Origin of the sequence: Anaerocolumna jejuensis DSM 15929, from assembly GCF_900142215.1 — a bacterium.
Lineage (GTDB): Bacteria > Bacillota > Clostridia > Lachnospirales > Lachnospiraceae > Anaerocolumna > Anaerocolumna jejuensis.
This window is the reverse complement of the sequence record NZ_FRAC01000033.1, coordinates 39,351-54,029: the sequence shown is the minus strand read 5'-3', so window position 1 is coordinate 54,029 and position 14,679 is coordinate 39,351. Positions and strand designations below refer to the sequence as shown.

Genomic DNA, 14,679 nt, shown 5'->3' with positions numbered 1-14,679 from the left:
GTAACTGACATGGAATTGTTACAATTAAAATACTTCCAGATTGCCGCCAAAACACAGAACTTTTCAAGGGCGGCAGAGGAATTGAATATTTCACAGCCATCGTTGAGTATGACAATATCTCATTTAGAGGATGAGCTGGGTGCAAAGCTGTTCGACAGAAAGGGACGTAATATCGAGTTGAATGAATCAGGAGCAGCTTTTTTGGCAAGGGTGAATAGAATTTTCTTTGAACTGGAAAATGCAAAAAATGAAGTGTCGGAAATTAACGGAACTCAGTCCAGACGTATTTCACTTGCGACCACAAATCCGCAGCTTTTATCAGGGATTCTAAAAAAATTTCTTCTGGAGCATAAGGATATTATGATTACCCAAAGATGTGATACACGCGAAAATGTTGAGAAACAGCTGCAGTCGGGGGAGATTGATTTTGGCCTGGCGGTTCCTGCAATCAGCGGCGATGATATTATATGCCGGATATTAAAGGAAGAGGAGATTGTGCTGGTGGTACCAGAAAGTCATCGGTATGCAGATCAAAAATCAATCGACCTGTATAAAGTGGCTGAGGACGCATTTATCACCCTTGACCATAGCTACAATTTTAGAAAAATAACAGACGATATTTGCCAATCAGCCGGATTTACACCCAACATTAAGTTTGAGGTGGGAGGCAGCTTGATTAAGGATATGCTGGAGCTGAACAGGGGTATCGCCCTTCTGCCAAAATATATGATAGAACGTCCTCATGAAGGAAAAAGCCATCTTAAAATGCTGAAAATAGTGTCTCCTAATCCCAAAATACAAATCGGACTGTCCTGGCAAAAGCAAAAATATTTTTCGAATGCAGAAAAACAGTTTAAGGACTTTTTTACTGAAAATTATAATCGGCTGTTTGCATGACCGGATTATCCTGCCCTGCAACTAATTGAGCAGGTGATGTATTGAAAGAGGGAACCAAGCTTTGGGTTTTGGTTCCTTTTTGGGTCAGGTGATAGTTAAATAGTTTTAAAGAGCATATCAAAAATAGGACTTTCGTGTTATAATACCGTTAAAACCTTCTTGAGAATAACCCGGAGAAAATGAAATGCAGAAAATGATAATGGACTTTGAATTTATTCTGATGAATTCCAATAAGAGGCAATGAAAAAGGTTTTAGGAGCCATGTATGAAGAATTTAAAAAGATATACGATAGCCTTAAAGCTGTTACTGATTTTAATGATTATCAATACAATAATCGGCGGAAATTTCGTATTCACGGTCTGCACTTATATATTCATCTGTTTGCTGATGTTTATGCGGACTTTAATGGTGCCAACGGAAAGCAGGATTAAGCTATGTTTAATTCCCATATATTTTGCAATTATGGCATTACAGATAACCTATATATCCATCGTGACCTTTCAATCCGGCCAGACGGAAATCCACAGGCTCATAGGCAGGATGTTTGGAGCTGTTGTCATATGGTTTCCTTTTCTGGTAGAAAGGTTCGTGACCATTAATAAATATGCAGACCTCTACCTGCCCTCTGCCCAGGAGGTTGCAAGCATCAGCTTTGCTGACATCAAAGCTGGCAGAGATAAGATTATCAGCGCGATGGAGAAGATTGATAAAGCAGGTAAGGCATTTTCTGTTGAAAATTTATTAAGCATTAAGGACGAGCTGTACCGGCATAATTCCTTTGAATATATTAATAAAGGGGTCTTAACGCAAGAGTATTTTGAAGAAGCGAGAAAATGGCTGGGTGATAAAAATATCTATATTATTCTTTCCAATACCGGCAGTCCGGCCAGTGAAATTATTTCAACATTTACGGGGAAGCAATATAATCATGCTTCTTTATCCTTTGATCCGGAATTAAAGACCGTAATCAGTTATAATGGCGGGGAAAGAGTATATCCACCGGGGCTGAATTATGAAATGCTGGATTTTTTTAATAAGAAAGAGGAGGCTTCCATATTGGTGTACAAGCTTTCCTGTACCAGGGAGCAGAAGACCAGGATTTATGATAAGGTACAGGAGATCAACAGGGACGGCAGCGCCTATAACCTTATGGGACTTGTCTTAAAATATTCCCATAAGCCCAATATTATGTTCTGCTCACAGTTTGTCCATAAGATGCTTACCTTTGCAGGCATTGCCTACTTTGATAAAAGGGACGGAGAGGTAAAGCCTACGGATTTGATTGAAATGGACTATTACCGGAAGCTGGAATTTATGTACGAAATGAAATTAAATAAAAAATAATGCAAACTTTGATTCTTATCGGGAGGAAGGTTGAAACCCATGACTTTGGCATTCAAAAATACGATTTGGTCTTTTCGGCGGCAACGATACAGTGGATACCGGAAAAAATCTGCTTTCCAAAGGTGAATGAGCTTCTTAAAAGCGGTGGAACATTAGCAATGTTTATGACACGGACAGATGAAAAAACACCGAATGGAGCATTGTATGACGCAATACAAAAGGTATATGATGAACATTTTCAAGTTGAAACAAAATATACATGCAGACTGGATTATGACAATGTTGTCAATTATGGTTTTGTTGATTACAATTATAGTGATTGGAAAAGGACAAGAGTGTATACCGCCGAGGAGTATATTGAATACTTAGCCAGTACACAGGTAGAGCATATCACATTGCAGGAGCCATATAAATCAAGCTTTTATAACGGAATCCGTGAGACTATTATAAATATGGGAAATAAAATAACACTTAACGATACGATTGCTTTGTATTTGGCGAAAAAGCCTTGAGGGTACAATTAATTCATTGTGTAATGGAGAAACCGCCTTATGACAAGGCAATAATCCGGAATTTGAGGTGAACTAGGATGGAGCAATATACAAGAAAAGAATTAGAGGAAGCTCTGCAAATTGTTTCTTCAGTTATCAGCAGATGTGAAAAGGCACAGCCCAAATTTGCAGAGGGTACCTCCCAGCACACACTCCTTAAGAACAGAATAAAAGCGTTATATATTTCAAAGGCTTTGATAGCGGACGAAAATGTATTGGACAAATATACAGAAGAAGAATATACAAAAGAAGAATTGATGGATGCATTGCGGCCCGTATCTTCCATTATCAGCAAATGCGAAAAAGCTCAGCAAAAATTTGCAGAGGGCACCTCTAATCACACCCGCTTCAAGAATATGATAGAAGCAATGTATATATCAAAAGCTTTGATAACAGATGAAATCAGTAAAAGAAGTTAAATTCCTTAAATTATACTTATCGAGGTGAGGAATATGCCATATGAAGTAGAATATGTGATACCATTTGAAATCTTGTTCGAGGGCAGTTTTCGGGATAACTGGGAGGCTAAAGAGGCTGTTTTCACAAATGAAGTGACAGGCCTGTTCCAATTATTGGAGATTGCTGTAAATGCCAATGAATTGGCTGAAGAATATTGTAACCTTGATAGAGGTCAGGGTGACGTACATGTTTTTTTTGACGCCGGGAAGGACAAATTCCTTTTAATTGATTTATATCTGGGGCATACGGATCAGCATAATATGATTGTTCTGGCAGGGCATGTTCCGTGTTATATGGAAGAACAAATGAAAGCGGCGATGCTTGCTATCTATAACGATGAGGATGCTGTTCCCAAAAGCGATTTTAGTGAGTATTTTAATAATAAGCTGCTTGCAGACATCGATAAGTCCAACTACCCCAGGGAATGTGAACTTTATTACCAAAAAATTTTTTATCATGATTAATTACCATCCTTTGGATATCATGATGCCGGGAATGGACGGTTTTCAAGCAAGGGAGAAAATATCTCTTGGGGCAGACAGCCTGCATAAATGAAAAAGTTGATTCGAAATTATTTACTATTGAGATAGATTAAAGTAAAATAACGATATATAGAACATTGGAGGATCAAGGAAATGTTGGAATTTAGATATGATACACAGCTTCTTATTGAAGGAAAAAATTTGGATGAAGATGCAATAAATGATTATTTTAACAATACCTTCAGCGGGGACTGTTTATTGGCAGTAGGAGATGAAGAGCTTATTAAGATTCATTACCATACAAACGAACCATGGAAGATTCTGGAGTATTGTTCTTCATTAGGTGAAATTTATGATATAGTGGTGGAAGATATGGATAGACAATCCAGAGGGTTACAGGGGTAACGGATGAAATCATGAGGGATGGCTTATGCAGCGATTAGGACGACTGTTTTTAATTGTAGGTGTACTCCTTTTAGGAGGAACAGCAGGATATAGGTTATTGCCTGGATTTGAGCCGTTCAATACACTTATCTTTGTTTTTATCTGCCTTGCTTTCGGGGAACTGTTTTATCAGATCGACAAGCGGATATTGAAAAAATAACAAAAAAATAAAATCATTGATTTGACTGCCAACTAAGTAAAATTAGTTGGCATTTTTTTGTATCTGACAAAAGTCTGACTTTTATGAAATAAAATTTCATAAAAATATAAAAAAATAAAAATAAAATTACAAAATGTATTGACTTTCTGATTTGGATAAATTATTATATAGAAAGAAGATAAAAAACATACGAATAAAAACAATAAATTGTGCAAAACTACCAAAAAAATTTTGGTATGGAATGCATAATGAAAGAGTAGGTACATAATGAATGAATACTTATCGGGTTTAATGACAGAGCAGGTGAATCAGAATACAAGAGAGATTGATGAGTGCAGTACAGAGCAAATATTAGAGATGATTAACTTTGAAGACAGCCAGGTGGCGGATATTGTAAAGAATGAAATACCAAAGATTGCAAAGGCTGTTGAAGTAATTTATAAGGCTCTTAGTAACGGAGGACGGATGTTTTATCTGGGGGCGGGAACCTCGGGAAGACTGGGGGTATTGGATGCTTCCGAGTGTCCGCCTACCTTTGGATCGGAGCCCTCATTAATTCAAGGCTATATAGCAGGAGGGGATATTGCTCTTAGAACAGCAGTAGAAGGCTATGAAGACAGCGAAGAGGAGGGAAGGAATCAGGTTACCCGGTGTAAGGTAACAGAGAAGGATGTTGTTATCGGAATTACCGCAAGCGGAGGTGCGGCTTATGTACTGGGGGCGGTAAAGCAGGCAAGAGAGCTTTCGGCAGCCACTATCGGAATCGTCAATAATCCTAATACGAAACTGGAAGCCTTATGTGATATCTGCATAGCAGCAGTTGTCGGACCGGAAGTTATAATCGGTTCCACGAGGATGAAAGCCGGAACCGCGCAGAAGCTGATTTTAAATATGCTGACAACGACAACCATGATTAAGCTTGGTAAGGTATACGGCAATATGATGGTTGATCTGAAGGCATCCAATATTAAACTGAATGAGAGAGCCATCAGGATAATCCGGACTGTTACAGGAGTTGATGAAGAAGTCGCCAGCAGGTATCTGGAGGAAGCCAATCACAGTTCCAAAACTGCAATTATGATGATACTTTCAGGCTATTCGCTTAAGGAAGCGCAGGATACACTGGATGCGAACCAGGGATACTTAAAGAAAGCATTGGATCAGGTCAAAAGAAGGGATTGATTGATTTTTTAGGATATATATTTGTATATGCAAATTTATATAAAATTATAGGAGGAAAGAAAGTATGAGAAAGGGTTTAGCATTACTATTAGTAATCGTAATGTCATTGTCTGCATTGGTTGGATGCAGGAATAATGGGGCAAGCGATACGGCAAAAGAAAACAAAAAAGACAGTCAGACTGCTGCGGATGCATCGGGCGATAAGAACGCGGGGGCTGCAGAGGATACGGTTACGGTATTATTACCGCCGGTCAGCCCTACCTACCAGGATAATTTCGATGAGTGGACGAAGGAATTTCATGAACAATACCCCAATCTGACACTTAAAATCGAGGCGGCAAGCTGGGAAGATGTTACACAGAAGCTTGACGTACAGGTGCAGGCAGGTTCTCCGCCGGACATTGCTTTTGTTGGGGCAAACACCATTCCAAAATACATAGATTCCGGGTTATTGCTGGATATCAGCAAGATAGCAACAGAGGATATGCTGAAGGATTTTGACCAGAATATCTTAAATTACTATAGAAACGGTGATGGGTTGTATGGTATGCCCGCTTATGCTGAGGTCCATGGTATTGGCGGTAACAAAGAGATGTTAGAAGCGGCAGGAGTGGACTGGAAGAAAGTTCAGAAGGATGGCTGGACCTTTGATGAATTCAGAGAAGCCATCAAAGCCGGAGTTGTTAAGGAAGGCAATACAGTGAAAAGATATGGCTTCGTATTTGCCTGCTCTGGCGTTGCGGCTGCAGATTACCTGAATATCTTTGTTAAAAATGCAGGTATGCCCGATGCTTTCACCAAGGATTTAAAATACGCTTATACCAGCAAGAATTTCTTAAAGCTGCTGGAAGACATGAGAACTCTCATTGATGACGGCTCCATGCCCAAAGAACTCAGTTCTATTGATGCCGGAAAACGTTGGAATATGTTCCTGACAGGACAGACCATGATTACGGGAAAAGGCTTATCCGTATTTGAACGTTCCGCAAAATCAAACAATGACAAGATTGATGCAAAAGACGGAAGTGCGGTGGAAGGCAGTATCAAGGCAGATTACATCATCCTTCCCGTTCCTACCTTCTTTGGAAATAAGATGCAGGCAGCCGGCGCAATTGACGGATATGTAATGTTCAGAGGCAAAGAAGAGCCGACCAGCGAACATTTATCCAATGTGGCAAAGGCAATGTACTATCTGGCAAGCGGAAAGATTGCTGCAATTACCTGTAACGATTTATATATCTCTCCGATTTGTGAAACTGGAAGGCAGGCAATGGCAAATATCGAACAGCCGGAAGGCAAGAATGAAAATAATACAGAAGCAGCACAATTACTTGCATCCCAGATTTCCGAAGCACGTACGGATATTACTCCGGAGCTTGGTGCTGCAGCACAGAAGCTTTCCGATGAGGTAATGGTACCTAAATTTCAGGCATTACTTGCAAATGAAATTACACCTCAGGAAATGTATGATGCCGTTAAAGCAGCAGCAATTGAAGCTTTCGGAAAAGACGGTGTCGTAGCTGACTAATACTCCAGAAAGTAATTGATTTGTATAATAAAGCAGAATAGGAAGGGCTGCTGCAAACTATCCGACTATAACTTTGGAGAAGGTTAAGGGGTAAAAATTTTGCAGCAGCTTTTTTAATCGGAGGATGCTATGAATAAAATCAAAAATACATCACTGAACACAAGAAAAAAGAGAAGGTTAACGAATGAAAGCATCTGGGGATATATTTTTATTCTGGCTCCTTTTTTGGTATTTGCACTCTTTACCCTTTATCCCATTATTGATGCGTTCATAATCAGCTTCCAGAAGTTCAAGCCTCTGAAAACAGAATGGATTGGCCTGGAAAATTACACAAAGACCTTTAAAAGCTCCTTGTTTTATCAATCACTGGTGAATACCGTTGTCTATACCGGTATTACAGTACCTCTTTCCATGATGATTTCTTTTGTTATATCCATATTAATCGTACCCCTGACAAAAAGAAAACAGAACTTTTTTAAAGCTGCCTATTACCTGCCGGCAATCGCTTCCGGGGTAGCCCTTTCCTTTGTCTGGAAGTGGATTTATGATCCGTTGCCGTCAGGCTTACTCAATAGATTGGTTTCATTTTTAGGTGTGGATAATCAGAATTGGCTCGGAAGTTCAAATACAGCTATGTTTTCCCTGATTTTTATGGCTCTGCTGTCCAGCCATGGAACCACGATTATTATTTACATAGCGGCACTGCTTGGCATTGACAATTCCTATTACGAATCAGCAGAGATTGACGGAGCCACCTTCTTTCAAAAGCTAAGATATATTGTTCTTCCTCTTGTAAAGCCTACCACGGTATTCCTGTTAATCACCAGCGTAATCGGTTCCTTTCAGGTATTCCAGAACGCATTTCTGATGACTGGCGGCGGGCCGGATAATAAAACGACCATGGTCGGCCTTTTAATTTTCAATAATGCTTTCAAGTATTTTGAATATGGCCAGGCATCGGCACAGGCACTGGTTTTGACAGTTATTATAGGTATATTTACATTTTTACAATTTAAATTGACCGGCGATAATGTGGAATATTAGAAAGGCGGATACCGATGGCTCTCTATAAAAATTACAGTAAAAATGAAAAAGGCAGGCAATACCTCCGCAACGGCAGCATTATGCTCCTGCTGGTTATTTTAGCATTGGCTACGCTTTTCCCCATCTATTACATGATCATGTCATCCTTTGGGAATCCGGTGGAATCCGGTGCAGCCAGTTATTCTTTAATTATGAAACATCCTACCCTTGCATCCTATCGGTTTTTCTTCGATTACAGCAAGTATTCTTTCCGGTGGATTCTCAATTCCTTTCTTGTTGCAGGGGTAGTAACGGCATCGAATGTTATCTTTGCTACCGCAGCGGGATATGCCTTCAGTAAGCTCCGTTTCCGCGGAAATAAAGTACTATTTTCCATCCTGCTGGTTTCCATGATGATACCCTATCAGGTAACCCAGGTTCCGCTTTATATACTGATTGTAAATGTTCTGAAGATGGATAATACCTATTCTGCGTTAATTGCTCCCGGACTGGTATCTGCCTATAATGTGTTCCTGGCAAAGCAGTTCATCGGTTCACTGCCCACAGAGATTATTGAGGCTTCCAAAATAGAAGGCTGCAGCCAGTTCAAGCTGCTGACCAGGATTATTATGCCCCTGTCGAAGACAGTTATGGCGGTTATGGCAATCAATACCTTTATGAATAACTGGAATACATTCTTCTGGCCCTTCCTCGTTACCAAGACAGAGCAGATGCAGACAATCCAGGTAGGCTTAAAAAATTTCAGCTTTGCGAATACTACCTATTTTTCACCTATGATGGCCGGCGCAACCATATCGGCATTGCCTATGTTTATTCTGTTCTTTGCCTTGCAGAAGTATTTCCTGGAGGGCGTGACGGTCGGTGCGGTAAAAGGTTAGCAGGCTTGTGTGAAAATTAAAGGGCAATTTTCACATACAAGATTCTGCCTGCCAAATCCTCGGCACAATCTTGCGGCGTACTGAGAAGTCATGGCTGTTAGTTCGAAATAAAAGCATCATATTTACGATACGCATTGGAGATGGTAAGGGATGGAATTATTTAAAAGGAAAGAAATCAGAAAAGTAATAGGGCTGATGTCGGGAACCTCCGTGGACGGAATTGACGCCGCCCTGGTGGAAATCACCGGAGATTCCAATGACGGAAGGGTAAAGCTGCTGGAATTTGAGAATAAACCCTTTCCGGAGGAAATCAGAGCCGGGATTTTTGATTTGTTTGATACCGGGCATGCTACTGTGGATAAGATTGGCTATATGAATATGCTCTTAGGTGAGCTTTATGCACAGGCAGCAGTCTCAGTAGCCAAAAAGGCGGGAATTGGAATGGAAGAGATAGGCTGCATCGGTTCCCATGGGCAGACGATTTATCACCATCCGCAGATTTGCGGCAAGGATGGCTGGCCGGTACGGTATACCGTACAAATCGGAGAAGGCGCAGTAATTGCGAACCGGACCGGTATTCCCTGTGTCAGTGATTTTCGTGTTGCAGACATGGCAGCCGGAGGCCAGGGTGCACCCCTCGTTCCCTTTACGGAGTACCTTCTGTACAGAAGTAGCAGTAAGACGATACTGCTTCAGAATATCGGCGGTATTGGAAATATTACCGTATTGCCGGCAGGCTGCAATGCCGGTGAGGTATATGCTTTTGATACCGGACCCGGAAACATGATTATCGATGGATTAATGTCCCGCTTTACCGGCGGTAAGAAAAAGATGGATGAGGGGGGCTGCATTGCAGCTGGCGGCAGTATAGATGCTTCCCTGTTAAAGGAACTGTGCAGCCATGAATATTTTGATGAAAGACCGCCGAAATCCACCGGCAGGGAGCTGTTTGGAGACATTTATATAAACCAGCTGTATGATAGGATTCAAGCTTCTGACATATCCTTTGAAGATGCCATGGCAACAGTGACAGATTTTACGGCGTGGTCCATAGAAGCTTCCTATCAGAGATATATCCTGCCCCATCATCTGGCAGATCAATTGCTGATTGGCGGCGGAGGCAGCTATAACCGTGTATTGGTCGACAGAATACGGAAAAGATTAAAGCAGTATAAGGTAGAAGTGCTGTTACAGGAGGATCTCGGCTTTAACAGTGATGCAAAGGAGGCGGTTGCCTTTGCCCTGCTGGCGGACTGTACAATGCAGGGAAGGTGTAATACCATTTCTTCCGTTACAGGTGCAAACAGGCCGGTGGTAATGGGTAAGATATCCTTATAATGTTGTCTCTTTCAATATTTAGTTGTAGGTGAATTACTCTTATAAACGGCAGCTTTGTGAAACTTAAGTGATAATGGAAAGAAAGGAGCCAGGGTGTGGTAAGTAGGGCAGCCTGGGAAGAAAGCCATGATAGATACGTATAAAGAGGAATATAGGGATGGCATCCTGAAACTCTGGAATACGGCAGCCGTAAAGCTTGGATATAAGGAATTGGATATGGATTCGTTTTCAGACATTTTCACCGGAAATGCATATTTTAATCCGGAACAGGCCTTTGTTATGCGAAAAGCTAATGAAATTACCGGATTTGCCTGCGGATGCATGGGAGAGGACTTACCCTTGGGAGAAACCAGCGGTTATATTACCTGTGTCATATTGGGGGAGGATGTAGAAAACTCCGAAAATTACATACAGCTGCTAAGTCTGCTGGAAGAAACATTTCAAAGGGCAGGTAAAACCCAGTCGGAAATTTTGTTCTTCAATCCGATGATGCTGCCCTGGTACATCAGGAATACCGACCGGCATGAACATAATAATGCACCGGGGGTATTTAAAAACAGCAGGTTTTATGAAGAGCTTTTGCAGAACGGCTATGTTCTGCGTACCACAGAGCAGGCAATGTACTTAGATTTAAAGGGATTTGGCATTCCCCAGGCAATTGCGGAAAAAGAAGAAAAAGCGGCAGGGGAAGGCTATGAGGTCTCTCTGTTCGATAAGGCCAGACACTGCAATGTGGAGCAGATGCTGAAAAAACTGGAAAACCCCTTGTGGGAAAGAGAAATTCTTCAGTGTACGAGAGAAGGGACGCCTGTACTGATTGCTGCCAAGAACGGAGCGGTAGTCGGATTTGCAGGTCCAATGCTCCGGCAGGAAAACGGACGGGGATATTTTACCGGAATTGGCGTTGTGAAAGAGCATGAGGGTCACGGGCTTGGAACCATCTTATTTTATAAGCTGTGCGAAGAAGAGAAGAAGGTTCAGGCAGCCTATATGTCATTGTATACCGGTGCGGAAAATCCGGCTGCCCGGATATATAGCCAGGCGGGTTTTCGAAGGGTGCAGGAATTTGCTGTTATGAGAAAGATGCTTTAAGCAGGGTGCTGGAAAGCAGCAGGAAGGAGAGAACTATGAAGGATGGGAAATTAACCATATTAGCGGTAGGCGGACACATCGGTGATATGGAGCTTACAGCAGGAATGGCTTTGGCAAAGCATGCCCTGGAGGGGGCGCATATCGTAACGCTGGCGTTGACGGCAGGTGAAAAGGGAGCTCCGGCAGGCAGGGATATTGCTGATTATAGAAAACAGAAGGTACAGGAAGCACAGACCTTTGCAGGAATGTTAAAGGGAGAGGCAATTGTATTTGACTATCCTGACGGCGAATTGCCGGATAATGATGAGGTACGTTTTCAGGTATGTGATGTAATCCGCAAGGTCAAGCCGGACATTTTGATCACTCATTTCAAAAGCGCCATGCATAAGGACCATAACAATACCCATAAGATTGTAAATGATGCCCGCTTTTATGCTTCTTTGCCGGGGTTTCTAAGAGAAAATCCGCCCCATTTTGCAGGTCGTTTTTACTATGCGGAAAACTGGGAGGATGCAGTGGATTTCAAGCCCTATCTGTTTGTGGATACGACGGAGGGATATGAATTGTGGAAAAAGGCAATTGCTGCCCACTGGTTCGTGACAGGCAGTACTTCTTTTCCTTACATGGAGTATTACGACCATTTGAGCAGAGTAAGAGGAATCGAAGCCAGAAAGGGAAGAGCGGAATGCTTTATGATTCCACCGGAAACCTACCGTGTTATCAGGGAGGGGTTATAGGCATGGTGGTTAGTATGAAGGAATGGAAGCTTAGGGATAAAATCGGTCAGATGATCATGACAGGATTTCCAACTGCCGATATTACACCAGAATTGATTGAATTAATTGAAGAATATAAGGTAGCCAATATTATTTTGTTCTCCTATAATCTTTGCAATGCAGAGCAGGTGCAGCATACCTGCACGGACCTGCATTTGAGAATTGAACAAAGTACCGGCCATCCTGCTTTTATCGCCGTCGACCAGGAAGGAGGGGTGGTCACAAGGCTCCCCGGGGAGGCGTGCAATGTACCGGGAGCAATGCTGATTGCAGCCACCGGAAAACCGGAATATGCTTACCAGGCAGGGAGGATTACAGGGAAACAGTTAAGAAAACTTGGAATCAATGTAAATCTGGCTCCGGTATTGGATGTAAATTCCAACCCGGATAATCCCGTCATTGGTGTCAGGTCCTATTCCAGCGATCCATACCAGGTGGAACGTTACGGAATCAATATGATGAAAGGGCTGCTGGACGAAGGGGTTATGCCTGCCGTAAAGCACTTCCCGGGGCATGGCAATACGGCCACGGATTCCCATATGGGTCTTCCGGTGGTAGAAAAAGACCTGTCTGAATTAATGGATGATGAACTGATTCCTTTTTTTAGTGCAATTAAGCAGGGGGCACCCTGTGTTATGACCTCCCATATCCTGTTTCCGAAGCTGGAAAAGGATAAAAAACCGGCAACCATGTCAAGGGCAATATTGACCGGACTACTGAGGGAACAATTGGGCTTTCAGGGAATTATTATTACAGACTGTCTGGAGATGGGGGCAATCCAGTCCTTCTACGGTACAGCCGAAGGGGCAGTGGAAGCAGTAAAGGCGGGGGCAGAGCTGCTCTGCATCTCCCATACGCCGGCTCTGGTTAAGGAGGCAATTCAAAGGATTGAAGAAGCTGTGTCAGCAGGGGAGATTCCGGTGGAATATATTGACCGGGCGGTAAGCAATATTTTGAAATGGAAGGAAAAATACCGGATTGAACCTGAACTTAAGGATATCTCTGTTATTGGCAGTAAGGAGCAAAAGGAAGCCGTCTTAAGGATGACCTTGGAAGGAATAACCAAGGTATCGCCAATGGAGCTGCCGGAGGTCACAAAAGATACGGTGGTTATCGGCAGTTATGCCTACCGATCCACCCTGGCCAGCAGCTCCGTGGATAAGGAGCTGCATTTCGGAAAATACATGGCTGGAAAGCTTGGCTGCAGATATCTGGAAGTGCCGGTGAATCCGGGTGAGGAGGAGATTGGAGCAGCAATGTCACAGTTAAAAGATGCACCCAGCGTAATCTATGGCTTATACAACGGTCATCTGAATACGGGGCAGCTTGCCTTGGCAAATAAAATCAGCCGGGAGGGAAAGGAAGTGCTGGCAGTTACCTTAAGAAATCCCTATGACTTTTCATTGCTGGATAATAAAATACATAAGCTGGCAGCCTTTGAATATAATACGGTGGTATTCGATGCATTGGAAGAGGTTATTAGAAGACAGTATAATGCAGCGGGAAAGCTTCCGGTAACTTTAAAGCAGGCAGAGCATTAGCCTGGAGCGCAGGAGGAACAGACAGTGGAGAGATATGTAATCGGAATGGACGGCGGAGGGACAAAGACCGCCGTCTTGCTTGCGGATACCAGTGGAAGGGTGCTGGAGGAGTTCACCGGCGGGACGATGAATTATAATGGAAGCAGTAAGGAACAGATTGATTCCAACCTGCAGAGTATTTTTCATAGAATCACAGAGAAGAGCTTTCAGGCACAGGAGTGCGCTGCAATTTGCGTCGGAGCTGCCGGCATCAGTAATCTTGCCGTAAAAGAACAGCTGCTGGAGCATATCAGAAAGGCAGGCTACCGGTGTCCGGTAAAAATTGTGGGCGATGTTGATACGGCCTTTGCCGGTGCGTTGGAAAACCAGGAGGGTATTATACTCATATCCGGTACCGGCTCCATCTGTTTGGGAAAGGATAAAGGGGGGGATTCCTACCGCACCGGCGGCTATGGACATCTGATCGATGATGTCGGGAGCGGCTATGCAATTGCAAGGGAAAGCCTTTCAGCCATTGTAAAGTCAAATGATGGACGTAGGGAGCCCACCCTGTTAAAAGAGCTGGTCTTTGAATATCTAAATATCAACAGTGTGGAAGAACTGATTTCCTACATATATGCGCCAGAACGCAATAAAAAGGAAATTGCAGAGCTTTCCATTTTAATCGGAAAAGCGGTGGAATGCGGGGACAGAGCAGCGGAACGGATTATCGAGGACTGCGCCCGGGATTTGACAGAGCTGGCTGCGCCGGTAGTCAGGCAATGGAAAGAAGCACCGGTCCTGGCAGTTTCCGGGAGTGTATTGCTTCAGAATACCTTAATCTACGAGAAATTCTGTAAGAGTATGCAAAAGGCTTATCCTGGAATCACAATAACAAAGGCCCAAAGAACAGCAGTATACGGAGCAATGCTGTTGGCACTTAAGCTGCCGGAGGAAGGCAGGAAGGTTTAGATTTCATAATA

The 14,679-nt window shown here is 42.7% G+C and carries 15 protein-coding genes; all 15 read left to right on the top strand.

Annotated elements, in window-relative coordinates; all coding sequences use genetic code 11:
• The first annotated feature begins 9 nt into the window (after positions 1 to 9).
• The 15 genes from BUB77_RS24680 (at position 10) to BUB77_RS24610 (ending at position 14,668) form a co-directional block, all read left to right on the top strand.
• Positions 10 to 897 carry a LysR family transcriptional regulator gene (locus BUB77_RS24680; protein WP_073279845.1) on the top strand — a complete coding sequence of 296 codons (888 nt, stop codon included), beginning with the start codon at positions 10 to 12 and terminating at the stop codon, positions 895 to 897.
• 265 nt (positions 898 to 1,162) lie between these two features.
• Positions 1,163 to 2,242 carry a hypothetical protein gene (locus BUB77_RS24675; protein ID WP_073279844.1) on the top strand — a complete coding sequence of 360 codons (1,080 nt, stop codon included), beginning with the start codon at positions 1,163 to 1,165 and terminating at the stop codon, positions 2,240 to 2,242.
• Positions 2,242 to 2,754 (top strand): class I SAM-dependent methyltransferase, encoded by a 513-nt coding sequence (locus BUB77_RS24670; RefSeq protein WP_207650862.1) that lies wholly within the window; start codon positions 2,242 to 2,244, stop codon positions 2,752 to 2,754. The genes BUB77_RS24675 and BUB77_RS24670 overlap by 1 nt, the downstream gene beginning before the upstream one ends.
• Positions 2,755 to 2,831: 77 nt before the next feature.
• Complete coding sequence (locus tag BUB77_RS24665) at positions 2,832 to 3,212, top strand: hypothetical protein (protein ID WP_073279843.1); 381 nt, start codon at positions 2,832 to 2,834, stop codon at positions 3,210 to 3,212.
• A 33-nt stretch (positions 3,213 to 3,245) separates the two neighbouring features.
• The gene (locus tag BUB77_RS24660) at positions 3,246 to 3,716 is read left to right on the top strand and encodes a hypothetical protein (RefSeq protein WP_073279842.1); all 471 of its coding nucleotides are present in this window, start codon (positions 3,246 to 3,248) and stop codon (positions 3,714 to 3,716) included.
• 171 nt (positions 3,717 to 3,887) lie between these two features.
• Positions 3,888 to 4,139: a kinase to dihydroxyacetone kinase gene (locus tag BUB77_RS24655; RefSeq protein WP_073279841.1), complete on the top strand. Its 252-nt coding sequence runs from the start codon at positions 3,888 to 3,890 to the stop codon at positions 4,137 to 4,139.
• Positions 4,140 to 4,605: 466 nt separating this feature from the next.
• Positions 4,606 to 5,520 carry an N-acetylmuramic acid 6-phosphate etherase gene (gene murQ / locus BUB77_RS24650; RefSeq protein WP_073279840.1) on the top strand — a complete coding sequence of 305 codons (915 nt, stop codon included), beginning with the start codon at positions 4,606 to 4,608 and terminating at the stop codon, positions 5,518 to 5,520.
• A gap of 64 nt (positions 5,521 to 5,584) precedes the next feature.
• Positions 5,585 to 7,048 carry an ABC transporter substrate-binding protein gene (locus tag BUB77_RS24645; RefSeq protein ID WP_073279839.1) on the top strand — a complete coding sequence of 488 codons (1,464 nt, stop codon included), beginning with the start codon at positions 5,585 to 5,587 and terminating at the stop codon, positions 7,046 to 7,048.
• A 129-nt stretch (positions 7,049 to 7,177) separates the two neighbouring features.
• Entirely contained in the window at positions 7,178 to 8,092 is a 915-nt protein-coding gene (locus BUB77_RS24640) for a carbohydrate ABC transporter permease (protein ID WP_073279838.1), read from the top strand.
• 14 nt (positions 8,093 to 8,106) lie between these two features.
• Complete coding sequence (locus tag BUB77_RS24635) at positions 8,107 to 8,970, top strand: carbohydrate ABC transporter permease (protein ID WP_073279837.1); 864 nt, start codon at positions 8,107 to 8,109, stop codon at positions 8,968 to 8,970.
• 150 nt (positions 8,971 to 9,120) lie between these two features.
• The gene (locus BUB77_RS24630) at positions 9,121 to 10,308 is read left to right on the top strand and encodes an anhydro-N-acetylmuramic acid kinase (RefSeq protein WP_073279836.1); all 1,188 of its coding nucleotides are present in this window, start codon (positions 9,121 to 9,123) and stop codon (positions 10,306 to 10,308) included.
• 126 nt (positions 10,309 to 10,434) lie between these two features.
• Positions 10,435 to 11,400, top strand: a complete 966-nt coding sequence (locus tag BUB77_RS24625) for a GNAT family N-acetyltransferase (RefSeq protein WP_073279835.1) — start codon at positions 10,435 to 10,437, stop codon at positions 11,398 to 11,400.
• Positions 11,401 to 11,435: 35 nt separating this feature from the next.
• Positions 11,436 to 12,137: a PIG-L deacetylase family protein gene (locus tag BUB77_RS24620; protein ID WP_073279834.1), complete on the top strand. Its 702-nt coding sequence runs from the start codon at positions 11,436 to 11,438 to the stop codon at positions 12,135 to 12,137.
• A 2-nt stretch (positions 12,138 to 12,139) separates the two neighbouring features.
• On the top strand, positions 12,140 to 13,717 hold the full coding sequence (locus BUB77_RS24615; protein ID WP_073279833.1) for a glycoside hydrolase family 3 protein: 1,578 nt from the start codon (positions 12,140 to 12,142) through the stop codon (positions 13,715 to 13,717).
• A 24-nt stretch (positions 13,718 to 13,741) separates the two neighbouring features.
• The gene (locus BUB77_RS24610; RefSeq protein WP_084124689.1) at positions 13,742 to 14,668 is read left to right on the top strand and encodes a BadF/BadG/BcrA/BcrD ATPase family protein; all 927 of its coding nucleotides are present in this window, start codon (positions 13,742 to 13,744) and stop codon (positions 14,666 to 14,668) included.
• Positions 14,669 to 14,679: the final 11 nt, after the last annotated feature.